Annotated in this window: 23 protein-coding genes and 1 tRNA gene; 10 read left to right on the forward strand and 14 right to left on the reverse strand. The window is 33.9% G+C overall.

All coding sequences use genetic code 11. From position 1 onward, the window contains the following. Positions 1-52 precede the first annotated feature (52 nt). Positions 53-1,147: a redox-regulated ATPase YchF gene (gene ychF / locus OOT12_RS04520; RefSeq protein WP_264374723.1), complete on the forward strand. Its 1,095-nt coding sequence runs from the start codon at positions 53-55 to the stop codon at positions 1,145-1,147. Positions 1,148-1,154: 7 nt separating this feature from the next. Here the strand turns inward: ychF and OOT12_RS04525 are convergent, their stop codons facing one another. The 3 genes from OOT12_RS04525 to glpX form a co-directional block, all read right to left on the reverse strand. Next, complete coding sequence (locus OOT12_RS04525) at positions 1,155-1,913, reverse strand: hypothetical protein (protein WP_264685186.1); 759 nt, start codon at positions 1,911-1,913, stop codon at positions 1,155-1,157. Positions 1,914-1,984: 71 nt separating this feature from the next. Next, positions 1,985-2,578, reverse strand: a complete 594-nt coding sequence (locus tag OOT12_RS04530; RefSeq protein ID WP_264685187.1) for a hypothetical protein — start codon at positions 2,576-2,578, stop codon at positions 1,985-1,987. A 142-nt stretch (positions 2,579-2,720) separates the two neighbouring features. Next, positions 2,721-3,644 (reverse strand): class II fructose-bisphosphatase, encoded by a 924-nt coding sequence (gene glpX / locus OOT12_RS04535; protein ID WP_007302771.1) that lies wholly within the window; start codon positions 3,642-3,644, stop codon positions 2,721-2,723. 119 nt (positions 3,645-3,763) lie between these two features. Here glpX and OOT12_RS04540 point away from each other — a divergent pair, with 119 nt between their 5' ends. Then, positions 3,764-5,584 (forward strand): ankyrin repeat domain-containing protein, encoded by a 1,821-nt coding sequence (locus tag OOT12_RS04540; RefSeq protein WP_264376353.1) that lies wholly within the window; start codon positions 3,764-3,766, stop codon positions 5,582-5,584. Between the two features lie 66 nt (positions 5,585-5,650). Here OOT12_RS04540 and OOT12_RS04545 read toward each other — a convergent pair. Further along, positions 5,651-5,724: transfer RNA gene (locus OOT12_RS04545), tRNA-Arg, on the reverse strand. A 151-nt stretch (positions 5,725-5,875) separates the two neighbouring features. Here OOT12_RS04545 and OOT12_RS04550 point away from each other — a divergent pair. From OOT12_RS04550 to OOT12_RS07380, 6 genes are all read left to right on the forward strand, one after another. Beyond that, positions 5,876-6,613, forward strand: a complete 738-nt coding sequence (locus tag OOT12_RS04550) for an ABC transporter ATP-binding protein (RefSeq protein ID WP_007302769.1) — start codon at positions 5,876-5,878, stop codon at positions 6,611-6,613. A gap of 140 nt (positions 6,614-6,753) precedes the next feature. Continuing rightward, positions 6,754-6,921: a twin-arginine translocase TatA gene (gene tatA, locus OOT12_RS04555; protein ID WP_006013840.1), complete on the forward strand. Its 168-nt coding sequence runs from the start codon at positions 6,754-6,756 to the stop codon at positions 6,919-6,921. Between the two features lie 126 nt (positions 6,922-7,047). Beyond that, positions 7,048-7,701, forward strand: coding sequence for an exopolysaccharide biosynthesis protein (locus OOT12_RS04560; protein ID WP_264685188.1), 654 nt, complete (start codon positions 7,048-7,050; stop codon positions 7,699-7,701). Between the two features lie 114 nt (positions 7,702-7,815). Continuing rightward, positions 7,816-8,472 carry an exopolysaccharide biosynthesis protein gene (locus OOT12_RS04565; protein ID WP_007302767.1) on the forward strand — a complete coding sequence of 219 codons (657 nt, stop codon included), beginning with the start codon at positions 7,816-7,818 and terminating at the stop codon, positions 8,470-8,472. Continuing rightward, on the forward strand, positions 8,465-9,859 hold the full coding sequence (gene cysS / locus OOT12_RS04570; protein WP_064085935.1) for a cysteine--tRNA ligase: 1,395 nt from the start codon (positions 8,465-8,467) through the stop codon (positions 9,857-9,859). The genes OOT12_RS04565 and cysS overlap by 8 nt, the downstream gene beginning before the upstream one ends. Beyond that, entirely contained in the window at positions 9,828-10,241 is a 414-nt protein-coding gene (locus OOT12_RS07380) for a YqaA family protein (RefSeq protein ID WP_012481730.1), read from the forward strand. Before cysS ends, OOT12_RS07380 begins: the two co-directional genes overlap by 32 nt. Positions 10,242-10,271: 30 nt before the next feature. Here the strand turns inward: OOT12_RS07380 and OOT12_RS04575 are convergent, their stop codons facing one another. The 7 genes from OOT12_RS04575 to hemJ all read right to left on the reverse strand — a co-directional run bounded on the left by OOT12_RS04575 (position 10,272) and on the right by hemJ (position 19,684). Then, on the reverse strand, positions 10,272-13,208 hold the full coding sequence (locus tag OOT12_RS04575) for a DUF3971 domain-containing protein (protein WP_264374718.1): 2,937 nt from the start codon (positions 13,206-13,208) through the stop codon (positions 10,272-10,274). Beyond that, positions 13,201-13,638 (reverse strand): ribonuclease HI, encoded by a 438-nt coding sequence (gene rnhA / locus OOT12_RS04580; RefSeq protein WP_264374717.1) that lies wholly within the window; start codon positions 13,636-13,638, stop codon positions 13,201-13,203. The genes OOT12_RS04575 and rnhA overlap by 8 nt, the downstream gene beginning before the upstream one ends. 175 nt (positions 13,639-13,813) lie before the next feature. Further along, entirely contained in the window at positions 13,814-14,701 is an 888-nt protein-coding gene (locus OOT12_RS04585) for a heme o synthase (protein ID WP_264374716.1), read from the reverse strand. Between the two features lies 1 nt (position 14,702). Beyond that, the gene (ctaD, locus tag OOT12_RS04590) at positions 14,703-16,253 is read right to left on the reverse strand and encodes a cytochrome c oxidase subunit I (protein WP_264374715.1); all 1,551 of its coding nucleotides are present in this window, start codon (positions 16,251-16,253) and stop codon (positions 14,703-14,705) included. Between the two features lie 15 nt (positions 16,254-16,268). Continuing rightward, on the reverse strand, positions 16,269-17,033 hold the full coding sequence (gene coxB, locus OOT12_RS04595) for a cytochrome c oxidase subunit II (RefSeq protein WP_264374714.1): 765 nt from the start codon (positions 17,031-17,033) through the stop codon (positions 16,269-16,271). Between the two features lie 556 nt (positions 17,034-17,589). Next, entirely contained in the window at positions 17,590-19,101 is a 1,512-nt protein-coding gene (locus OOT12_RS04600) for an HlyD family type I secretion periplasmic adaptor subunit (RefSeq protein WP_264374713.1), read from the reverse strand. 154 nt (positions 19,102-19,255) lie between these two features. Next, a complete protein-coding gene (gene hemJ, locus OOT12_RS04605; protein WP_264374712.1) occupies positions 19,256-19,684 on the reverse strand; it encodes a protoporphyrinogen oxidase HemJ in 429 nt (142 codons plus the stop codon). A gap of 65 nt (positions 19,685-19,749) precedes the next feature. Between hemJ and pdhA the strand changes: the two genes are divergently transcribed. Together pdhA and gatB are read left to right on the forward strand one after the other, a co-directional pair. After that, positions 19,750-20,730 carry a pyruvate dehydrogenase (acetyl-transferring) E1 component subunit alpha gene (gene pdhA / locus OOT12_RS04610; RefSeq protein ID WP_010401363.1) on the forward strand — a complete coding sequence of 327 codons (981 nt, stop codon included), beginning with the start codon at positions 19,750-19,752 and terminating at the stop codon, positions 20,728-20,730. Between the two features lie 205 nt (positions 20,731-20,935). Continuing rightward, entirely contained in the window at positions 20,936-22,366 is a 1,431-nt protein-coding gene (gatB, locus tag OOT12_RS04615; RefSeq protein WP_264376350.1) for an Asp-tRNA(Asn)/Glu-tRNA(Gln) amidotransferase subunit GatB, read from the forward strand. A 213-nt stretch (positions 22,367-22,579) separates the two neighbouring features. Here gatB and OOT12_RS04620 read toward each other — a convergent pair whose 3' ends face one another. Genes OOT12_RS04620 through OOT12_RS04630 form a run of 3 tightly spaced genes read right to left on the reverse strand, consistent with a single transcriptional unit; the run spans position 22,580 to position 25,984 of the window. Next, on the reverse strand, positions 22,580-23,500 hold the full coding sequence (locus tag OOT12_RS04620) for a tyrosine recombinase XerC (protein ID WP_026092663.1): 921 nt from the start codon (positions 23,498-23,500) through the stop codon (positions 22,580-22,582). Between the two features lie 2 nt (positions 23,501-23,502). After that, a complete protein-coding gene (gene lpdA / locus OOT12_RS04625) occupies positions 23,503-24,882 on the reverse strand; it encodes a dihydrolipoyl dehydrogenase (RefSeq protein WP_264374709.1) in 1,380 nt (459 codons plus the stop codon). After that, positions 24,875-25,984, reverse strand: a complete 1,110-nt coding sequence (locus OOT12_RS04630; protein ID WP_264374708.1) for an outer membrane protein assembly factor BamB family protein — start codon at positions 25,982-25,984, stop codon at positions 24,875-24,877. Before OOT12_RS04630 ends, lpdA begins: the two co-directional genes overlap by 8 nt. Positions 25,985-26,089 lie beyond the last annotated feature (105 nt).

The following is a 26,089-nucleotide window of genomic DNA, read 5'->3' on the forward strand; positions in this document are numbered from 1 at the left end:
GTATAGCAAAAATTTTTTAATTATGCAATAATTAAGGCTTTAAATAGCAAATATGAGCTTTAACTGTGGTATAGTTGGGTTACCAAATATAGGAAAATCAACTTTATTTAATGCACTTACAGAGTCAAGTGCAGCTGAAGCTGCAAATTATCCTTTTTGCACAATCGAGCCAAATGTTGGCAAAGTGCCAATACGAGATCAGCGTTTGAAACAAATTGCCGCGATTGCTCACTCAGGGAAAATAATCTACAATCAACTGGAAGTTGTCGATATTGCCGGCTTGGTTAAGGGTGCGAGCAAGGGTGAAGGACTAGGAAATAAATTTTTGAGTCATATCAGAGAAGTTGATGCCATTGTTCATCTGCTCAGGTGCTTTACGGATGACGATATCAGCCATGTAAACAGTAAAATAGATCCAATATCAGATGCTGAAATAGTGGAAATGGAATTAATTCTAGCTGATATTGATAGCATAGAAAAAAGGCTTCCTCAATTAGAAAAGAAAGCAAAGCAAGGTGGTAAAGAGCTAAAAAAGCAGCTTGAGTTGATGCAAGAGGTTTTAGCTACTTTAAAACTTGGCAAGCCTGCAAGAAGCTTAGAGCATATTGATGAAGATGAAATGAAGTTGCTTCAATTGCTAACAACAAAGCCTGTTATGTACGTCTGTAATGTTGAAGATACAAATGTTATCACTGGCAATGAGTTATCTAAAAGAGTGGAAAAAATGGCAGAGGAAAACAAAAGCAAATTTTATTGCATTTCAGCGAAACTTGAAGCAGATATTGCAAATCTTGATAGTGAAGAGGAAAAACAGAATTTTTTATTAGAATTTGGCTTGCAAGAATCAGGACTTGATGGAGTAGCACGTATTATGTATGAAGTGCTAAGTATGATAACTTTTTTTACTGTGGGACCCAAAGAAGCACGTGCATGGCCAATAAAGATAGGATCAACAGCTGACAAAGCATCAGGTGTAATTCACACTGATTTTGAAAAGGGCTTTATAAAAGCAGAAACCATAAGCTTTGAAGACTATATAAAATATGGAAGCGAATCAGCTTGCAAAGATGCAGGGAAAATTCGCTTCGAAGGCAGAGATTATATCGTGCAAGATGGCGATATAATGCACTTTAGGTTTAATGTGTAGTATACATCTAACTACCAAAGTACCCGGGAGTCCAGCCTTTCTTTATGGCTTCCTCTTCGCTGATCTCATCTAGTTCCACGTCATGGAGAATGGAGCTAGGTGTTGTAACAACTTCTTTCTCCTGTGGTTGTATATTCTTCTCCTCCTCACATAATACGTTCTCCAGACATTCTTCTAAAAATTCATATAAAGCTTGATTTTCTATAAGCATATCCTTATTTTGCTTAGCTAATTCTAAAATTTCCCTTACTTGAACATCTTTACCATTAATAGTTACCTGACCAATCTCAATATTACTAGGATTTGCATTTAAACTAATAAAGCAGTCAACAGAATTACCTTTCTCATCTTCTGCACTCCACCTAATTTTCATATCGCATGTTGCATCTTTTGCAAAGCGGTAATTTCTTTGTTGCTTATCATTCTTTTCAATCGTTACAATTAGTTTACCATCGCTGTATATTTTTGCTCTTTTTACCTCATTTTTATTTCTTTCCATCCTTTCAATTTTGTCAGTGAAAAGACGGCTTGTTTCTAAACTCTTTTCAGGTTTAATAATATTTACACTAAGATTATCATAATGATTAACTTCTGCATTTTCGCCTGGCCAATAACGTCCATCAAAAAAGCCTACTAGACCATCTTCTTTTAGAAATTCTTTTGCATCATTCATCCCTTCTTCAATTCGAATAAGATATCTACCTAACCTATTTTCAAAATTCTTTTTCTGATCTTCATTAGTAAACTTCTTATCTAATATATTCATTATTTCTTTTTGCTGACTCAATATCGCATAGTTAAAAAGAAAAATATCCCTTTTTCTTCGATAATAATTTGCTATTTTATCAAATGGATCTGCCGGCCGCTATTATAATTTACATAATCATTAGGGTCTTCACATTTATTATCCTTAAAATCGAATCTCAAATTTTTAAAATCTGATAATACTTCTTCTGCCCTACCTTTAAGAAACTGAAGTGTACTTTGGAGATTTTCTCCATAACTCATTCCATCTTTAATCCTAGAATAAATATACTCACCCAATCTTTTTCTAAACTCTTCTTGTCTTTTGAGATCAGGAAGCTTATTATCTAATATATTGATTATCTCCTTTTGCTTGCTTAACACTACATAGTCAAAAAGGTCTCTCTCTTTTTTATACTTCTCTGCTATTTTGTTAAAACACTTACTATCATTATAATCCAATTTTTCGAAGTCTTGGAGCACGTTTTTTACATCATCCTCACTAAATTGAAGATTTGTTTGAGGAGATGCGTCAGTTCTACTTTGATCATCAAGTTGAGGATTTTTTTTAGTAGATTGGACTAATAAACTTTCTGTGCTGTTAGAGAAAGAATGATTATTTTCTTCAGATTGAGAACTTTTCTTTTTAGACGTATTCGTAAAAAAATTAGTTAGTGAACTAAACATTAAGCACCTCTTAGTATTAATATTTAACTATAACTTAATGCCAAATGTTGTAAAGCTAAAATTAATATGTAAATTCATTTTTTTAAGACAATTATAAGTATCTTCCTTCTATAAAATTTTATAATTAGCATATAACAAATGTTTAAGATATTGATTTTGTTTGTATTTTTATTACTTTACCAGGCAATATTATTAATGAATTAGTCAGACAAATATCTTGGCCAAACTTTACTCCATCCACAAACTCTCCATTTGTTACTCCAGTTGCAATGAACACTGATTCACTTCTTGCCATGTCTTTCACGGTGTAGATTTTTTCTGGGTCAGTGATATTCAAATTTTTTGCTCTTTCTTTTAATTGATCCGTGTCAAATATTAATCTTCCTTCTATCTGCCCACCGATTGAGCTTAGCGCTGCTGCTGCAAGCACTCCTTCTGGAGCTCCTCCTGTGCCGATATACATATCGTGATTGCCATTTATTAGCGAAACTATGGCTGCAACATCACCATCATCTATTAATTTCACTTTTGCTCCTAGCTTCCTAATTTTTGCTATTAATTCATCATGTCTTTCACGTTTAAGTACAGTTACTATAAGATCACTTGCTTTACATCCTTTTGCCTTGGCTAAATTGTCCAGATTCTTCTCAATCCTATTTTTTAGTGAGACTACACCCTCTGGGAGATTTTTTCCCACTGCTATCTTTTCCATATAAACATCAGGTGCATGTAAAAAATTACCTTTTTTTGTTGCAGCAAGAACAGACATTGCCCCTTGTTTATAATGAGCGCAAATCGTAGTGCCTTCAAGTGGATCAACAGCAATGTCAATCTCAGGGCCACTTCCTGTGCCAACTTTTTCTCCGATATATAGCATCGGTGCTTCGTCCCTCTCCCCTTCCCCAATCACAATTGTACCATTTATTTCCATTGAGTTTAGCACCGTACGCATTGCATCAACTGCAACCTGATCGGCCTTTTTTTCATTACCAAGGCCTGCCAATTTATATGCAGCAAGTGCTGCAGCTTCGGTTACTTTCACTAACTTATAGGCTAAATCTTCTATCATTTGCTCGAGAATCATAAATCAATATATATCATGCCATTTGATACTGCAAGATTACTTGACTGAATAATGAAAAAGTTGATATAATAAGCGTATAGCAATAATAGTAAGATTTGAATATGATCGGTAATTTAACTTATGAAGATGTAAAGAAATTTGTAACTGATAATCCTAATATAGCTGCTCAGGAATTTGGTGAGAAGCTAAAACAAAGTGGGCCAACAGATGCAAAGATTTGTGATTTGTTTATGGATATTCTCCGCTCAGGGAAAAGCAGTATTTTAAATGATTATGATACATTTCTAAAAATTGTTGAATTGCTCGCAAAGTCAAATATTAAAATTGATATTGGAGATACTACTTCTAAAACTGTATTAGATTACGCTGTGTCAGGTGAAAAACCTAACGTTATAAAGATATTTTTGGATAGCGATAAATTTGATCAAGAAAGAAAATCGAATGCTTTGTTGACCGCCGTTAATGAAGGTAAAGTTCAAGAGTTTGAGATATTTTTAGATTACATAGATCATACGGAAATACTAGAGGTTCTTAACACAGCTCCTCACAATGAGAGCACTGAAGTTATGAAGATACTCTTGAATAACAAAAGATTTACTGGAGAAGAGAAAGTTCAGGCTTTGAGTCATGCCTCTATAGATGGTGAACTAACAAAAGTTAGGTTACTTTTAAAGTATATGAAAGGCGTACCAGAAGATGGCATAAGAAATCTTTTAGAAATAATTGAAGAGAAAAAATTATCACTTAGAAAAGAACTTAAAATAGATTCTGAATTTAAAGTCGATTTCAGCAATTCTGATCACAATAAATATCTCTCAAGCTGTGTAATAATTGCACTGCTTAGATCAGCAATAAACAAGAAGCAAAACACACCTGATGGAGCGGAGTCCAATGTCAGTAATACAAGCACTGGTCTCACGCTAAATAATGATGACATTAGGAATCTGTGTCTTGATATAGATAGGGTTACAAAACAGGATAGCACAGTTACTAGTTTTGAAGATTTGCAAAAAAGGTTAAAAAGGAAGGGAATTAATCTTCAGAGCAAATGTGAAAAAAATGCTGTACTAGAATATGCAATTAAAGATCAAAATTTGAACGTTATAAAATTTCTCTTACAAAATGGAATGACCATCATCAATGCAATCGGTCAAGAAGGAAGGTATTACGTTAGCAAAATTGAAGAAGACAAATCTATATTATGCTCTGTTGTTCATTATACTGATAACAGTAATGCTGAGATTCTAGGCACGCTACTGCGAAATATTAATGCAGAGCAATCAAAGTTAAATCCTGAAGATGAATTGTACAGATTATACCAACAATTAAAAGATGATGCATTCTGCACTGCTTTTGCAGAAAAGAATTCTGTAGCAGCGACAGCACTGATACAAAATGATCGAGAAATAATTGTGCCGCATGGATCAGCAACAAATAAGGAACAAGAAACATTCCACATAGAAACAAATAGTGTATCCAATAGTAATAGAAATGTTATTAGTAGACCTGTAGCAACAGCGCCTCCAGTTAGTACTAATGGTAATAATAACAAAAATGAAGCACCTGTATCAACAAGGACTGGCCCAACTGTCACACCAAATAATGATAAGAAAGCTAACGGCTTTGTAGAGGCTCAATTTTCTCCACCACATGAAAAAGAAACTAAATACAAAAAAAGTAAGGAGAGTTTTTACGCCTCATTAAGGAGTGATGTTGTTGGAGTTGTTATTGCAGGATTGTTTGTTGCTGCTGCTGTGACGGTTCCATCTTTAGCTGGTGCATTAGTTTGCAGTGTCCTAGCTATTTTAGTTGTAATGGTAACTGGATTACATGTAAAAAATTTTACACTTCCAAGTTACAGCGAAATGAGAGAAAATAAGGTTGAACCTGTAAATTCAAGTTTGAGAAACCATGCAATCTAGCTCCTAGAATCACTTTTCAAACCAATTATAATTTCTTGATTGTTAAACCACTTTATCAAAATTAAGTGGGACTAGTGCGATTCGAACGCACGGCCTTCGGATTAGGAATCCAACGCTCTATCCTACTGAGCTATAGTCCCATGTCTTATGCTATTTATGCAAAATTATAGCAAAAAGTCTCGCATTTTTCTAGGCACCCTGTACAATTAATTCACAATAATAAAAAATATTTCTGTATTTCTTGAATGTAATACTGTTATATTTAATAATACGATTCCAATTGAAAGATTAATGCTAGTTAACAATATTAGTTACTTTTATAGCAATCAAGATGGCTTTGCTTTAAGCAACATCAACATTCAAGTGAAGAAAGGGAGTGTTGCCTGTTTACTAGGTCATTCTGGCTGTGGCAAGTCAACAATTCTAAAATTAATCGCAGGAATAGAAAATCCAAAATCTGGAACCATTGTTATAAATGATAAATTAGTTGCAAGTAACAAAGTGTCAATTGCTATAGAGCGTAGAAATATCGGATTGATTTTTCAGCATTCTGCATTATTTCCTCATAAAACAGTAATAGAAAATATAACTTTTGCTATTTGCAGTACTTCTAAGAAAGAAAAATACCTTACTGCATTGGAAATCTTAAAGCTATTTAATATAGAAAAATATGAAAACATGTACCCTCATGCTTTATCAGGAGGACAGCAACAATTAGTTGCAATAGCAAGAGTAATGGCGCAAAATCCTGATGTTGTTTTGCTCGATGAACCATTTTCTAATTTAGATATACTGCTCAAATATCGAATAAGGCACCATATATTGTCACTTTTTAGAAGCAAAAATATTCCTGTACTCATGGTAACTCATGATCCGCAAGAAGCGTTGAAAGTTGCAGATTTTATTTACGTGATGAAAAATGGTAAAATTATTCAATCAGGAGTTCCTAGCTACATATACCACAGACCTAAAGATGATACGTTAGCAAAATTTTTTAGTGAGCTTCCTTTTACTCTACAGCTAAACTAAACTTAATGTTAGGCTAAAACTATTATAAGATAATTAAAAACTCTTGATTTATAATTCAATAAAAGTGATATAATTTATGTATCACTTGGCTTCAGTCAAGTTCTAATACCTAAAAGTTAATATTTTCAACGGAGGTACAAATGAGTTTAGGTCCATGGCAGCTGTTTCTAGTCTTAATAATAATCTTAGTTCTGTTTGGTGCAGGTAGGTTACCACAAGTTATGGGTGATTTAGGCAAAGGCATTAAAAACCTTAAACAAGAACTTAAGGATTCAGAGAAACTATCATCTAATGAACCAGATCGTTAGCTTCCTTATGTTTCGTGACACGCACTAAAGTGCGTGTCATTTGTTTAAACAAGGCTAAAGAATTGAAGAGGTATGATTGAAGTACAGTAATAATTATGTTAGTTAGAATGTTATTAAAGGTTAATCGTGGAAGAAAGTGAGAAATTGACTAAAGATAAAAAATTGGCCTCTGATATTCTAAAAGAGGTTGCAGATACCAATAACAACGATAGTGATAAAGTAACATTGTTCGACATCAAAACAGCTTTACATGAGAGCGGTTTTGGTATTTTAATAATCATCTTCTCTTTACCGCTATCAGTACCTATACCTGTTCCACCTGGCTATACAACCATTCTTTCTATACCTTTAGTCTTATTTTCACTGCAGCTTCTATTTGGGTTTGATTCTCCTTGGATGCCTAATTGGCTAGAAAGGAAATCTTTTCAACGTTCAACACTAGCTCTCGTGGTAGAGAAAACTTCACCTATATTAAAAAAAATAGAAAAGTTCATGAAACCAAGAATGTCTTTTATTTTTCTTGGTCCGGGTGAAAAGATTCTAGCTTTTATGATGTTGCTTTGTGCAATAATAATAGCTCTTCCATTACCTTTTACTCACTTCCTTCCTGCAATTGGTATAACTCTTATTTCACTCGGCATTATGGGTAAAGATGGATTTTTATCTACGCTGGGAGTGTTATTTTCATTCTGTGCGTTATTGGTTACCCTTATTGTAATAGTTAAAGGACCAAAACTTATAGCCGGAACACTTTCTCTTCTTAAAAGCCTTATAACTTAAAAGCTTTAAAACACTTTAATAAAAGAATGAAGTACAGAATGAAATGAATAATCTATATTGAAATATAGCAATAACTATGTTAGTTAGAAGTTATATTGTTATTAAAGGGTAACTGTGGAAAAAAGTGTGAAATTGACTGAAGATAAAAAATTGGCCTCTGATATTCTAAAAGAGGTTGCAGATACTAATAATAACGATAATGATAAAGTAACATTATTTGATATTAAAACAGCTTTACATGAGCGTGGTTTTGGTATTTTAATAATCATCTTCTCTTTACCGCTATCAGTACCTATACCTGTTCCACCTGGCTATACAACCATTCTTTCTATACCTTTAATCTTATTTTCACTGCAGCTTCTATTTGGGTTTGATTCTCCTTGGATGCCTAATTGGCTAGAAAGGAAATCTTTTCAACGTTCAACACTAGCTCTCGTGGTAGAGAAAACTTCACCTACATTAAAAAAAATAGAAAAGTTCATGAAACCAAGAATGTCTTTCATTTTTCGTGGTCCTGGTGAAAATATTTTAGCATTTATAATGCTGCTTTGTGCATTATCGATAGCAATCCCACTTCCTTTAACTAACTTCATTCCTGCAATTGGTACAACTCTCATTTCACTGGGTATCATGAGCAAAGATGGATTTCTCTCTATAATGGGAGTATTAGTATCATTGTGTGGGTTATTACTTACTCTTGTCGTAATAGTTAAAGGACCACAGCTTATATTTGGAGCATTTTCTTTTCTAAAAAGCTTTGTATATGGTTAAGCTTTACAACACTTTAACAAAAAAAAAAGAGCCCTTTACACCGATCGATAAAGATCATATAAAAATGTACGTTTGTGGGCCAACAGTATATGATACAGCACATATAGGTAATGCACGTTCTATTGTTGTTTACGATGTATTATTTCGACTGCTTAAATTTTGTTATGGAAAAGTTACTTATGTGCGTAATATAACCGACATCGATGACAAGATAATCAATGCAGCAAATGAGAAAAATAGTAATATAGAAAGCATTAGCAAATATTACACTAAAACTTTTCATGAAGACATGGAAAGCATAAATTGTGCAGAACCAACATATGAACCAAAAGCAACGGAAAACATAGATAACATTATCAAGTTAATTGAGTCTTTGCTGCAAGCTGGTCATGCTTATGAATCCAATAAACATGTATATTTTAGTGTAGAATCTTACCCTGAATACGGCGTTTTATCAGGAAAAAAAATTGATGAATTAAACTACGGTAGTAGAGTTGAAGTTGGTGAAAATAAAAAACACCCAGGAGACTTCGTACTTTGGAAACCTGCAAACGAAACTGACTATAAACTTTCAAGTCACTGGAATAGTCCATGGGGAGAGGGAAGACCAGGGTGGCATATAGAATGTTCAGCAATGTCATATGCTTACCTTGGCAAAGATTTTGACATTCACGGTGGGGGTATAGACTTGCAATTTCCTCATCATGAGAATGAAATTGCACAGAGTAAATCTGCATTTGCTGAGTCAACGTTTGCAAAATATTGGGTACACAACGGGTTTCTTACGGTAAATGAAGAGAAAATGAGCAAATCCTTATTTAATATAGTCAAAGTAAGGGATTTGTTAGATAGTGGAATAAAGGGTGAAGTAATACGTTATGCGCTGCTTAAAACTCACTACAGAAAACCACTTGATTGGACAGAAAATGTTATCTCTGAGTCGCAAGAAACTTTAAACAAGTTTTATCGGTTATTACGTAGTACATGTATTGAGGAAAGTGATGCAGAAGTCTCTAAAGATTTTATAGAGGCTTTGAAAAACGATTTAAACATTCCTGAAGCTGTAGCCATATTGCATGAAATGGCTACAGAAATCAATAAGACAAGTAATGAATGTGAGAGGCTCAAATTAACTAAGAAGTTTGTTAAAAGCGCAAGGTTCATTGGTATTCTTGAGTCAAGTTATCAAGAGTGGTTTGCAAGTGGTGTGAGTCATCAAGAAATAGAAAGGTTGATAGACTTAAGAAAAGTAGCAAAACAAAATAAAGATTATGATACTGCAGACAAAATAAGAGAGCAATTGAAACAAATGGGGGTTACAATTTCTGACAACGAAGATGGTACAACAACTTGGTATGGAAAATTATCTCCTATTGTTTATAGATAGCCTAGTATCATCGCTTATCTTACCCATACATCAAGGTTTTGTACTTTACACTATGTTATGCTTTAGGTCAAACTACGATCAACTACTTATATTACTTTTTGGAGTATTAGGATCCAGTCTTGGTGGAATAGCTAACTGGTATTTAGGTAGAATAACAATTTTTATCAGAAGATCACATCACAAATTAGAGAATGAAGACAAAACACCAAAAATCGTAAGGCACCTACTGATTTGTGCAGTTGCATTGCTTTCGTGGGTACCAGCACTTGGAAGTGTGACTCAGATTTTATCCGGTTACTTCAAGTTAAACCTTTATATTCTTGTTCCCTTAATTATTTTATCTAACTTCCTCTGTTTGTTGTATCTAACGTTTACCATCTAACTAAACATCAATAAACAACTTTTCTTCTGTTCATATTGAGCTAAATTTCTTCTTCAAACTACCTTTTAAAATGCTTTTATTAGTTTTTGTCATAATACGATCAAATACTCCTAATAACCTCTTAAGTAAGCTTGGGGTTAGCGAAGAGATAGGATTAACAGATACGTTGTTGTTTTTATCATCACCATTTGCTTTGTAGTCTATTGAAATAATCCCCCTACTCTTCCCACCAGTCAGAAGTTTTCCGATTATAGGGATTTTCAACAAAGATTTGTTAATTGAGTATGCCGGTATTACTTGTCCTTCAACCTGGAATTTATAACCCTTAATATCGAGCGTACCACTAGTGCTAATGCCTAGTTCCGCTCCTTCAAGCCAAGATTCTTCAATTTCAACAGTGCCATCTTTATATGAAAAAGGTGCATTACACTTATAAAAATGTACACCTTCGTTCTTTATAGCATTTACAATACCAGGCAGTGAAGACATTGATAATAAAGTGGTAAGCAGTGGAGCATCTTTGATATAGAAATTGCTGATAGATAACATACCATAATGTTCTCCATTTTCTCTCTTAGAAGATAGATAAAGAGATAATTTGCCATTTTTAACTGATTTACCAATACCTAAAGAACGCAAAAGCATACCTGAATTATCCGAATATATTTCAAGCCCTATTTCACTATGTTCTACTAGTATATTACTGTTATCTTCTAAAAACTGTCCTGTGAATTGACTTCCACTACAATCACCTTTAGCACAAGTTACATTTAGCTTAGCATCTTTTATGATAATTCCTTCTTTCATAATTATATTATCAACATTCATAGTAACTTCTATTTTGTTATTTAATCGATTACTATCTTTGCCAAGTAAACCTAACACATCACTTAAGTTGATTTTCTCACCGTGAATAGTTATGGCATTTTTCTCCTTACCTGATTCAATTTCTATACTAAAATTATTATCAGGTAATTTAAAGTTGCTAGAATTTAAATATAGATTTCCATTTTCTACTCTTCCGCTAAATTTTATGTCTAGATCATTTCCTACAACGTCTAGTTTATCTATTAGCAACTCACCTACTCCTTTTAGCCTTGTAGAAAATAAAACTTCATTGTGATCTTCAAAATGGTTTTTCCACCCTAAGTAGCTTGAACGCAACTCGAGCTCTGATAAATCTATATTACCATTAACGTACCCTGTTTTGTCTTGATACATTACTGACTCTATATTTGCATTGATATAACCATCACCGAAATTAAGTATTTGAGCAGGTAAATCTCCAGTCAAACTCCAGACAAAATTTTCATTTTTATTGCTACTTTTGAGGTCAAATAGAAGCTGTGTATTATTTACCATACCACTGCCATTTAAATCTATAAAGTCACTCCCAAAATCGAGCTTAATATCATACTTACCAAAACTTCCATTATACACCACCAAATTATCAATTTCAGAATGAAATTTGGCCGAAAAATCTACTTTTTTATCACTAGAGTTTAGATTAAAAATGCGAAAATTGAATACAGACTTTGCTATTCCACCTACTTTATCTCTTTCAAGTTTTACCACATCATCCAGCTTAAATCTTATAGGCTCATATAACCCATAAGCATCACTTACAGCCTGACCATTAATGGTAAGAACAGAATCTTCTTTATTGAGAGAGTTCATTTCAATATGACCACTATTGATAGTAAAATTCTGAAACTTAGCTCTATTTACAATAATTTTGAGATTGTTATCCTTGAGAGTTAACTCACCGTTCAACTTCTCCACTCGTTCAAAATCCTCATCAAATTGAACGCTGCCATTTTCTATATCAGCAACAATTACAATGTCTGATAGATCGTCATTAACCAAATTGTTAATTTTGCCATTGAAACTTACAATGGTATTTAGAACATCCCCATCAATATTATTACAATACCAGCTTTTAAATTTACTATTTACTACACCATCTGGTACATAAGTACATAAATCTTTTGCAACAAGTTTACTAATATTAACTCTAAGCAAAGCATGATTTGTGCCAAAGTTCATTTTGCCAATCAAAGAAAGGTAAGTATCATTTAACTTAAAATGAAAGTTTTTTACGCTAATGATTTCATCACTATATGTCAAATTTACATTTACATTAGTCAAGGCTAAGTTTTTACCTGAGTGACTCTCTGTATTTAACACGTATATGTTTCCATCCATAACTTCATCCTTTCCATTAATCCTCATTGAGAAGTTCCCTTTGAACCCTATTTCTTTGTCCAAATTGTAACTTTTAACTAGTGTGGAAAACTCGTTAAATAGCCCCAACTTTAGGTTATAAAATGTTCCATACAAATTTAACAAATTATTGCGATTTTTTATCATAATAGATAAATCATCTAGAATCCCCTTTTTATCTTTTGTATGAACACGAATATCCAAAACATTGAAATCTTCCCCCTTCCCTGCATATACTTTATCGATGAAAAACTCACCTTCCGTGCTTTTATTGACAGCAATGTTAGTAATTTCAATCCTTGAGTCTGCATTTAAGTAGAAAAAAATTTTTCTTATTGTCTTCAGCAGATTTTTTGTACTACTCATCTTATCTGTCATTACAGATGTTGTTATTCCTCTGGTCTCTTCCTTCTTGATATATATGTGTACATTACCAGCTAAAACCTGAGAGAACTTTTTGGAACTTAACTTAAAGTGTACGAAAAGCTCAGGAACTTCTATGGTAAAGTCAGGATTTGTTATTTTTAAATCTGTAATGACTAGCTTGCCATCTTTCTGCCAAATAACCGAGGTACTCTCCATGCTGACATCCGAATTGGTAAATATCTTTAATATTTTTTTCTTTATATAAAAATTAATATAACTAATATTGATTTCTAAAGGACCTTCCCCTTTAAAAGGGATAAAGAAGCAGAATATAAATAATAAAATTATAGAAAATGATAGAGCTATTTTTTTAAGCATCGATTATTGCTTTTCTTGCTAAGCTGTCGGCTTCTTCATTGTATTTATCACCATTATGCGCTTTCACCCACTTCCAGTTAATCTCATGTTGCAAAGCAACATCGTCTAATTCTTTCCATAATTCTATATTTTTTACTGACTTCTTATTACTTGTCTTCCAGCCGTTCATTTTCCACTTATTTATCCATTCTGTTATACCGTATTTAATATAGAGGCTATCCGTATACAAACTGATATTACAAGGAAATTTTAATACCTTCAGTCCATTGATCACTGCTGTTAACTCCATTTTATTATTTGTAGTATTTTCTTCTCTACCACAGATGTTCTTTATATGATTTTGAAATAATATGATTGCTGCCCACCCTCCTGTCCCTGGGTTACCAGAGCATGCTCCATCTGTGTATATTGTCACTTCCTTTTTCTTCATCTTTAACTGTAGTGAATTAATAAAGTATATCGTTGCTTCTATAAAATCACAATTTTTATAGATATAGAGGCAATTTAAGCCGCACCTTTAAATTTTATTATGGAAATAAAAAAAAGTGCTACAACGAGCATTATTAGAAGAGAAAGTAAAAGATAGTTTTTATGTTCTTTCATGGTTAAAATAAATCAATAGAGCAGTAAATAACGCTGGCAAACAGAGAAAATAGATAAGAAATCGAATAAGAAAACATTTTTTTCTGCGAGCTATGACTCTTAAGCCTTATAACGGATGCAGCAAACCAAATAAAAACACACCCTTCAATAATTGCCATACTGAGGTAAAATAGAGCCTTTTTCAAAAATAGTGCTGGAAGTAAGCTAGTTAATACGAGTAACACGCTATAGATTAATATATATTTCCTCGTTTTTTCTGGACCATAAACGATATTGAACATTGGAATCGATGCTTTTGTATAATCTTCAGATCTATTTAAAGATAGAGCCCAAAAATGTGGTGGAGTCCACATAAAAATTATTAAAAATAGAATACAACTTTCCCAGCTTACAGAGTCAGTTACAACCGCCCAGCCAATCATTGGAGGAAAAGCACCTGCTGCACCACCAATAACAATATTCTGCGGAGTACGCCTTTTGAGCCAAATTGTATACACAAAAACATAAAATAATATGCTAATTGCAAGCAAAGCAGCAGAAACATAGTTCACTGCTATTGCCATGATAAATACTGACAATATCCCAAGAGTTATGCCAAATTCAAGCGCGCTTTCTGCAGAAACTCTACCTGAAGGTATAGGGCGGTTTTTTGTTCTCTCCATAAGCAAGTCTATATCTCTGTCATACCACATATTTATCGCACCTGCAGATCCTGAACCAAGAGCAATGCATACCAGAGATATTAGTACAAGAAAAGGATGAATACTACCCGGCGCAGCAACCATTCCAGCAACTGCAGTAAACACTACAAGGTACATTATCCTTGGCTTTAGCAAATGCCAAAAATCCAGTATTGTTGATTCAACATTTAGCAAAACACTTGTGTACATTCTATTTTATCACTGGTGGTTTTTCAAAAGTATGAAAAGGCGGTGGTGAAGATACTGTCCATTCTAAAGTGTCACCTTCCCAAGGATTATCTCCAGCTTTCTTGCCCCATTTGAAGAGATGTATAACTATAAACACAAAAAACATAACTGAAACAAAGGACATATATGAGCCAACTGAGGATATATAATTCCAAGGGATAAACGCGTCGGGATAATCAGGTATACGCCTTGGCATGCCGGCTAATCCCAGGAAATGCTGAGGTAAGAAAGTAACATTGGTGCTAATAAAAGTGAGCCAAAAGTGTACCTTTCCTAAACACTCGTTATATTGCTTACCTGACATTTTGCCTATCCAATAATAAAAACCAGCGAAGGCTCCAAATAATGCAGCAAGCGACATGACATAGTGAAAGTGAGCAACGACATAATAGGTATCGTGTAAAAGTTTATCTATTCCACCGTGAGAAAGAATTATTCCGGTTATACCCCCACCAACAAACATAAAAATAAAACCTAGCGCAAATAGCATAGGGGTTTTAAATTCAATTGCCCCACCCCACATAGTTGCAATCCAGCTAAAAACTTTTACACCAGTTATAACACCAATAAAAATTGTTGTAGTGCTAAAAAACACAGCAGCATCTTCGCTAAGCCCAACAGTAAACATATGATGAGCCCAAACCATAAAACCAAATGCTGCTATACCTATCATAGCATAAACCATCCCTTTATAGCCAAATACTGGCCTATGGGAAAAAGTTGATACGACTTGACTTATGATGCCAAATGCAGGGAAAATAATTATGTAAACTTCTGGATGACCAAAAAACCAAAACAGGTGTTGAAATAACACAGGATCACCGCCACCAGCAGGATCAAAAAAGGAAGTACCAATATTGCGATCAGTTAGCAGCATAGTTATAGCACCAGCAAGTACCGGTAAGGCAACAATTAACATAAATGACGTTAGTAAAACAGACCAAACAAATAGTGGCATTTTAGTGAGTGACATACCTTTTGCACGCATATTGAATATAGTGACTATAAAGTTGATCGCCCCAACAATTGATGACATACCAGCAACATGAAGTGCAAGTATAGCAAGATCAACTCCTGCACTTGGGTGGGACATAATTTGCGACAAAGGTGGGTATAAAGTCCATCCTGTCCCAGGACCTTCGCCAGCAAACACCGAGAGAATGAGCAGAATAAAAGATGATACTAATAACCAAAAACTTAAATTATTCATACGAGGAAATGCCATATCTGGTGAACCAATCATTAGAGGTACGAACCAATTACCAAATCCTCCCATTAAGGCTGGCATTATCATAAAAAACACCATTATTACCGCATGCCCTGTAATCATTACGTTATATAGCTGGTAATTATTGTTCAGTATATTAATGTGCATTAGCTGAGTACGAATAATTACCGATAATAATCCACCAATAATTCCAGCTAATATGGAAAAAATAATGTATAGTGTCCCTATATCTTTGTGATTAGTAGAAAACAGCCAACGTCTTATACCTTTTGGTACATCACTCATATCTATACTCCAAACTTAACTTACTAATTTTTTATCTTCAATCCACTTATTAAAATCTTCTTTACTCACTGCTTCAACAACAATTGGCATAAATCCATGACCTTGACCACATAGTTCATAACATTGCCCATAATAAATACCGGGCTTTGTAACGTTAAACCATGCTTCATTCAGCCTACCTGGTATTGCATCAATTTTTATACCAAAAGCCGGTATTCCCCAGCTATGTATTACATCTCCTGCTGTCACTTGTAAACGAATATTAGTATTGATAGGTAAAATAACGTTATTATCAACAGAGAATAGTTTTAAATCTCTTTCGGTAAAGTCTTCTTTTCCTTTTATATAGCTGTCAAATGAAATACCTTGATATTCTGGGTACTGGTAACTCCAATACCATTGATGACCAATAACTTTTAGTGTTATGTCAGCTTTTGGCACTTTCTCCTGTAGTTTAATTAATTCAGCATTTTTAAAAGCCAATACCCCAACAATAATCGTTGGTATAACAAACCAGATAATTTCTACAAAGATATTATGAGTTATTTTACTGACATTTTTCACTTTGCCCTTACGAAAGCGAAATACTACATAAGCAAGCAGGGCCCATACAAAAAGCATAATTGCAATCATTACACTCATCACAAACGAATGTGACTTAACTACAACCTCCATTATCTCAGTTGCAGGCGCAGGAAATCCAAATTGCCAAGAAGTAGGAGCAGAAGCAATTGATATGTTTGAGTAAAACATTATCAATAATGCAAATAACTTCACCATATTTTTTGCTGTAAAACTAACTGTATAATAATATATATACACTTACTATGCAAACAGAGATTATAGAATGCACACAAGTGTTTTGCTAAATATTGAATCAAAAGTAAATGATGATTAATGTTTTTTTAGCATTTAATAAATATACTAATACGATACTAACTTGAGGAAAAAGCATTTACATGAATCTATTTTAAGTTAAAATATTATAATATTTTAAGTTAAGTATTTACTTTAAGGAAGTTCTATAATAAGTTTAATAGTGTCTGTTATTGCTAATAACCCTCTAGCCTCACACCTAAAAGCAGTAACAGACACTATTAAACTTTAGGTAAGTTTGCCTATTTATAATTCATTGAGGTAAAAATCTTACTAATTCCTTTAATTCTATTATACAGCTGAGTTTACTAATTAACCTTTAATGTTTACGTTAGCATTTGCATCTTAAATCAAAGATTTACATATTATAGAAAATAATTATAAAATAATACACTACTTGTGTGTAAATTTTTTTGCATATCAAACTCTGTAAACAAATTTTTTAGAAAAGCAAAATAAATTATCTCTCTATGAAAGATCTATCGAATGTTGCAATTATAGGTGTAAACAAGAACGATAAAAGAGTGCGGGATTGAGTAACTATATATACTTCTGCTGGCATACCAGGATATAGGTATACGTTTTTAAATTGAGCAAGTTCTGATTTTGGTATCACCACTCGCACTGAATAATAACGCCCCATCCTTGGATCATCAAGAGCATCAGGGGAAATATGGTTTACTATACCGTTAATTAAACTTAAGCGACGTGCACTATAAGCGCTCAGCCTTACTTTAACTTTCAGCCCTTCTAGTCCGTCGATAGAGACTATATTGCTATCTTTCTTTTTTGCTGACAGTATCTCTTCTATGTTTCTGGTTAGAACTTTAGCATCTATTATTAGATCATCATCTGATGGTACTATACTCATGATTGGAACTCCAGATTGTATAACACCACCTTCAGTGTGGTATCTTATATCTGTAACTATACCATCTTGAGGTGATTTAATTATTGTACGTGCTAACGAATCTTCAGCAACCATCAGCCTCTCTTTTAAGTCTGCAATAGATGTATTAACTTCCTTAAGCTCAGCATTTGCTCTTTCTTGAGCATCATTCTTCACATTTATAATCTCTAACTCATTTTCTCCAATCTTTTGCTGTACTTGAGATATTGCAGAACGGTAATGTCCAACTCTACCCTCAATTTCAGCAAACTGTTTTTCTAAAGCTAAAATGTGTGGTTTGCTTATATGGCCACTATCAAGTAATTGTCTTTTTGTTTCTAACTCCTCAGTTATCAAGTCATATTGCTTATGGGCTGCATTTAGTTGAAAATTTAGCCCTGCTAATTCATCATTTAACTGCTTTATACGTTGTTGCAGTATGTCAGTTTTTCCTAATATACTCTTTCTCTGAGAGTTGAACAACTTTACCTGATTCTTTATCGCTTTATTTACAAGTTCATCGTTAGATAATCTTTTAACCTCATCAGAAAATTCTAGCGTATCTAAGTCTCCCCTAATTGCAATAAGTCTTGCTTCAGTTGCCAAAAATGATAAGAGTTTTTCTTTAATTATACTCAAATTTGCCTTTTCGTTAACATCACTTAATAAAACTAAAGGCTCATCTTTTTTAACTGTTTGACCTTCTTTTACTAAAATTTTGCTTATTATTCCCCCACCCAAGTGTTGCACTATTTTTCTATTTGAAGAGACAATAACTTCTCCACTTGCATGCACTGCTCCGTCAATTGGAGCTATAGCTGACCAAATACCACCTATTCCAAAAAAGATGAATATCACCACTAAACCAAAAAATAGTGGTCCCCATGTGACTTTTAGGACTTCATTTACGTTATTACTCTCACGTTTAAAAATAAAATTTATCATCGCATCAATCCATGCGAACGTCTTATCCAAAAATTGATATTTCTTCTTTCTATTTCCTGCCCTTTGCATATCTATATCATCACTACCAATCAGGCCTGTCAAAGAAAGTCCAGCACTAAGCTTTTTTAACTTACTCATTATAATACTACTGCGAATTCTTGTTAATCAGGATAACACACAAAAACAAAGAATCTATATCTTAAGTACTCTACTTAGACTATGGAACATCAGAATAAACTATTTAGTAACAATTCTTATACTCCATTCAATGGTTCAGCATTAGGCTAGAAAATCAAAAAGGTTTTACAATAACCATAATAACTATAATTATTATTAACACTGTTACTGCTTCGTTTAAAACACGAAAATAAACGTGAGTTTTCTTATTCAAGCCCACTGCAAAATTTTTCCTATGCTTTGCAAGTAGGCCATGAATAGCAAACATTAAGAATAATGCTAGCGCTTTTATATGAAACCACCCTTCGCGATATGCTTCCCTAATAATCATTAGCATAATTCCAAAACTAAGGGAGAAAAGCATTGCAGGGTTTATGATATATCTAAGGAGTCTCTTCTCCATTATTTGAAGTAAGCTGTCATTTTCTGACCCTGGTTTTACAGATGCATGGTAAACATAAAGCCTTGGCAAATAGAGCATACCTGCCACCCACATAATTACAGAGATAACGTGAAAAGCTTCAAGCCAGTGATAGTAGTCCATATAGATAGTATTATAAAATGTTAAAAATTTCTGGTATGATCTCAATTTAATAAAAGAAAGTCAATATGAAAGCAGAAAATTTCACTAAAGAACAGGTGATTGGATTCTACAGAAAAATGCTTCTCATACGCAGATTTGAGGAAAAAGCAGGACAATTATACGGAATGGGATTAATAGGCGGATTCTGTCACTTATCAATAGGGCAAGAAGCAGTTGCAGTTGGGACTCAAGCTGCATCAAAATCTGGTGATGCTTTTATCACAAGCTATAGAGACCATGGCTTAATGCTTGCATGTAATTCTGATCCGAATGTTGTGATGGCAGAACTAACCGGCAAAGAAACAGGGTGTTCAAAAGGCAAAGGTGGCTCCATGCACATATTTGATGTTGAAAAAAATTTCTTTGGTGGACATGGAATAGTAGGTGCACAAGTCCCAATTGGCACAGGAATAGCATTTGCTAATAAATACAAGAAAAAAGATAACGTTGTATTCACATATTTTGGTGACGGTGCTGCAAATCAAGGACAAGTATATGAATCATTTAATATGGCATCTTTGTGGAAGTTACCTGTGGTTTATATCATAGAAAATAACGAATACGCAATGGGAACTTCTGTACAAAGATCAACTTTAGTAACTGAACTATATAAAAGAGGAGAGAGTTTTGGTATTCCTGGAAAACAAGTTGATGGAATGGATTTTTTCTCTGTCTATGAGTTAACAAGTGAAATAGCTGAGCACGTACGTGGGGGAAAAGGACCTCTCTTGCTTGAAATGAAGACATATCGATATCGTGGACATTCAATGTCAGATCCTGCTACTTATCGCTCAAAAGAAGAAGTTGAAGATATGAAGCAAAATCATGATCCTATAAGCACCCTAAAACAGTATATAACAGACAATAAAATCGCTTCTGATGAAGAATGCAAAGCTATTGATAAGGAAATACGAGATTTAGTAAAAAAGTCAGAAGATTTTGCTAAAAATAGTAAAGAGCCAGGCATTGATGAACTATATACTGATGTTTATAAATTTGTTAGCTAATCAGTTGCCATCAAAATTATGTTTTGGCCTACTATAGATATTTTTTGGCAGCACTTAACTTTATTATATAACAGCCTAGTCAATAGAAACTGTAGTAACTCTTATATTATTGATATACACCGCTCTTGGATCATAGGTTAAATGAGTTTTATTTGACTTTTTGTGCTAGTTTGCAGAATATAAAGTTATTAATTGAATAAAATACATGACAAAAGAAAACTGGGAGACAGTAATTGGACTTGAGGTACACGCTCAGGTTTCTTCTAAGACAAAGCTATTTTCTAGTTCACTAACGGAATTTGGCACTGAGCACAATACTCAAGTTTCTCTAGTTGATGCAGCAATGCCAGGTACATTGCCAATATTAAATTATTTCTGCATAGAGCAAGCAATATGTACCGGTCTTGCACTTTCTGCAGAAATTAATAAGTGCTCTTACTTTGATCGTAAAAATTATTTTTATCCCGATTTACCACAAGGTTACCAAATAACCCAGTTCTTTGAGCCGATAGTTAAAAATGGTAAAGTGTTTATCAATAATAATGAAAAAGAAATAAGAATCGCAAGAATTCACTTAGAGCAAGATGCAGGAAAGAGTATTCATGAAGAAAGCAAAACTTACGTAGATTTAAATCGTGCAGGTGTTGCTTTAATGGAAATTGTTTCAGAGCCAGATCTTCGTTCATCTGCAGAAGCTGCAGAATTCATGAAAAAATTGAGGCAGATTTTGCGTTACATCGGTTCATGTGATGGTGATATGGAAAAGGGGTCACTTCGCTGTGATGCAAATGTTTCTGTTCGCCCAAAGGGTAGTAGCACATTTGGCACTCGTTGTGAAATAAAAAACTTAAATTCAATACGTTATATTGTACAAGCTATAGATTATGAAGCACAAAGGCAGATCAAAATTTTGGAAAGCGGAGGAGAAATAAGTCAAGATACCTTATTGTTTGATGTCACTTTAGGAAAAACAAAAGTGATGAGAAGCAAAGAAGATTCAAGTGACTATAGATATTTCCCTGAACCTGATTTGCTACCTGTTGAAATAAGCCAAGACAAAATTGATTCTATTAAATCATCTTTACCCGAGTTGCCAGATCAAAAAAAACTTCGATACATAGAGGAATTAGGTATCAATGAATATGATGCAGACGTTCTCACTTCTGATAAAGAAATTGCCGATTATTTTGAAAAATTAGCAAAAAAGCATGATTCAAAGATTGCAGTTACCTGGTTAACCGTCGAGCTTTTCGGTCGTTTAAATAAAACAAATATTGATATTGTTAGCTCTCCAATTAAAGCAGATGCTTTATCCGAACTCCTCGACTTTATCGTCGATGGAACGATCTCTGCTAAACTTGGTAAACAAGTTTTTGATATTATGTTTGAAACTGGAAAGCCTGCATCCCTTATTATAGAAGAGCAGAATCTCAAGCAAATAACTGACACATGTCAAATCTCAGAGGTAATAGATAAAATCATCAATGACAACCAAGATAAAGTTCAAGAATATAAGGGTGGTAAAACAAGATTGTATGGGTTCTTTGTTGGTGAAGTCATGAAATCCACCAAAGGAAAAGCCAGCCCTGATGTCGTAAACTTGGTTTTGAGTGAAAAATTAAAATTGAGTGCCTAGGTGTACGGTCCCAGATCTTTTGCTATTTGCTTGACTTGTTTCTTTACATAGCTTCTAATTTAAATTCTGCTGTCTATTCTCTTTCATTCATAACCTTTTGCAAAACGTTTTTGCTTTCTTCTCTGCTGGTCACTATTGCTTATATAAAGCAGGTACAGTACTGAATGATGTTGCAAGCACTCAGTTCGGCAATATTATCGATTTAAGACGAAGTTAAGATTTCGATTTTTTATTCAAACTCTTCTGAAAGTTTTTATACATATTGAAGACATCTTGATAATTTAGGTGAGTGTAAACTTGAGTAGTTTCAAGGCTTGAGTGGCCAAGCAGCTGTTGTATTGATCTTATGTCAATATCTTCCTGAAGCAAATGAGTAGCAAAACTATGGCGAAATGCATGTGGAGATAAAATTTCTGGTAAGTTTAAAAATCTTCTTATTTTTTGCAAACGATTAGCAACATAAGTTCTTCCCAATTTTTTTCCTCTTACCCCCACAAAAAGATGTCCCGCTTCGTCAAAGTGGGGACAAGCTTTTATATATTTTTGTATACACTTTTTTACTACTGGAAGAATAAATACCTGCCTTTGTTTATCTCCCTTACCTGTTACTATTAAACTTTCATTGCTAATATCACTAACCTTAAGATTCAGTGCTTCAGTGATTCTTAAGCCCGTACCATATAGCAGAACGACAATTGCAATTTCTCTTTTTACCACCCAAGGCTCGCCTAGATCAGGCAATTTCATTTCTTTCAATAGAGTTTCTATGTTAGATATTGAAAGTGCTTTAGGTAGAGTTCTTCTCTGAATTGGCCTTGATAAAGAAAATACCGCTTCATTATTTATTTCATAATTGTTTTTTATATATTTGAAAAAATTTCTGATTACTGACAATGCGCGAGTGTTAGATCTCGCATTTACACCTCTTGCATAACGAGAGGTAAACCAACTTCTCAGTTCAGGTATGCTTAATTTTTCTAAAGAGCCAACATTTACTTCTTCACCAATGTGAGTATTTAGGAAATTTATAAGATCTTTGAGGTCCCTCATGTATGACTCCAAAGTGTTTGGTGAGTAAGACCTGTTGTACTTTAGCCAATCATACCATTTTTCAATGATTGAACCGAGGTCCACAGTTACTTTTTAAAGAAAGCATCGATGCACGCATCCCTAAAGGCTTCATTTATATCAGGATGAGAGTGACAAATTCTGTATATATCCTCTGCTGCTGCACCATATGCCATTGCAACCGCTGCTTCATTGATTAGCGTATCAGCGTATGCTCCTATGATATGTACACCGAGTATTGTATCTGCTTTTCTACAAGTCAGAACTTTCACGAATCCCTCAGCATCGTCAGTGACTTTTGCTCTACCATTTGCAGCAAATTGACATTTACCAACTTTATACTTTCGACCAACACTTTTCAGTTCATCTTCGGTTTTACCGATTGAAGAAACTGCAGGGTGGGTGTAAATGACTGACGGTATGATTTCATAATCAACGTGAGGCAATTGCCTTGCTAGTATCTCTGCAACTGCCACCCCTTCTTCCTCAGCTTTGTGAGCAAGCATTGCTCCACCAATTACGTCACCAATAGCAAATATTCCTTTTACGTTGGTTTCATAACTATTGTTGACTTTAATAAAGCCACGACTGTCTTTTTCTATTTTTTCAAGACCATCAGTACATGGTTTGCGTCCTGCTGCCACCAATACCTTATCCGCCTCTATAGTGTTTGTTTGATCATCTTTTACAGAGCAAACTTTCACACTCAAAGAGCTACTACTTTGTTTTATTCCCTCAACTTTAGTGCTAAGTAAAAATTTTATTCCTTGTTTTTGTAGACTAGAAAGTAGAAACTTACTTAGTTCTCCATCCATTGCTGCAGCGATTCTGTCAAAAAATTCTACTACAGTGACTTCAGACCCTAGCCTCCTCCATACAGAAGACATTTCAAGCCCTATTGCCCCGGCTCCGATTACGACAAGTTTTTTTGGTACTTCAGTTAAAGACAATGCACCAGTTGATGAAATAATACTTTTCTCATCAATATTAATTCCTGGCAAAGAAATAACGTCAGAACCGGTTGCAATTACTATATTTTTTGTCTTCAGCACCTTACCTTCAACTGAAACTTCAAGGTTGCCTTGATCAAAAGAAGTAATTTTTCCAAGTCCATTGATCTTAGTAATTTTGTAAAGGTTAAACAGATATTCTATGCCTTTTCCAAGTTCCTGAACTCTAGCGTCTTTATAGCCTATCATTTCTCTCAAATCGAGACTTACATCCTTAACTTTTATGCCAAGTTTTGATAGATTATTTTTCGCGCTAGCATAATGATAAGAGGAATGGAGTAATGCTTTTGATGGTATACACCCAACTCGCAAACACGTGCCACCAAAAATGCTATTTTTGTCTATACAAGCAACTTTGAGTTCAAGTTTTGCAGCAGCGATAGCGCATTTGTAACCACCTGGACCACCACCTATAATAATCAAATCATAATCAGTCATAAAAAACAAACCTATTTTCTAAAGAATAAACACCATTTCCTTCAGTCGTTATATACATCTTACCATGGGTAAATACTGGAGCATGAAACACATTACCGGGTATTTTAATTACCCTTCCTGTACTTTCAGATCCAGGAAAAGCAAATATTGAACCTTTATTACTTGTTACCCAAAGCGTATGGGCATACATAATTGGAACAAACAATTGCACATTCTCTATAAAATCAGATGTCCAAACTGTTTTTCCACTTTGTATGTCGATGCCAATTACCTTATTACCTTTAGTCACCATGAAAATTCTTCCGCCTTCTTTTTGTTTCTCTGCAGGAATAAGAGGGCTATAATATGACTCAATGTTTGATATACTTTTTACTTGTAGTGGCCTTGACCATAAAATATTTCCTGAGTTTACGTCAATGCTATAAATATAAGAGTTGCTCGTAGCTATTAAGATATTATCGTGTACTCTAGGTGTAGTAGTTACATCTGTAAGCTGTGTGTCTAAAAGATTTGTAGCTAATTTTTGGCTCCATAGTTTTTTACCTTCTTCATTAAAAGCTATTAACTCGCCATTTGAAAATGGTGCCATTATTTTATCATTAGAGACTGCTGGTGAGATGGAATATAAACCTCGAACCTCATTTATACCATTTTGATAAGCCCAAATGGGGCTGCCATCTTTTATATCAAATACATGTAGATAGTTATCAATAGTCAATACTACCAACTTATTGTTTATTACTATTGCTTTCCCTCTTGCCGGAGCTCTTAATTCTTTTTCCCATTGAATCTCCCCTGTTTTCGCATCTATTGTGTGTAGAATGTTATCCACTACAAAGAAAACATTTTCTTTGTAGCTCGATAAACTCATATTACCAATTTTTTTCCTACTTGAGAGGTATAATTTCCAATTTATAACTCTTGGGTTATCGATATCAAAGGAATATAAGGTACCGTGCTTGTCTGGTAAAATAACGCTATTTTCTGTAAGTATTGGAGCTACATATCCTTGAGATAATTTTTTATCTACTAAACTTATTCGTTCGCTTGCCATTGTATAGTTACTATACAATAACATTATCATGACAATTATTATTTTCATTATTTAGTGAAAACAAGATTCATTAATATACATACTAGAAACGTAAATCACAACGAAAATGTTCTTAATTGTGGATCAAAAGCATTAACGTAATGTCATGCCATT

Origin of the sequence: Wolbachia endosymbiont (group B) of Parapoynx stratiotata (genome assembly GCF_947250635.1) — a bacterium.
Lineage (GTDB): Bacteria > Pseudomonadota > Alphaproteobacteria > Rickettsiales > Anaplasmataceae > Wolbachia.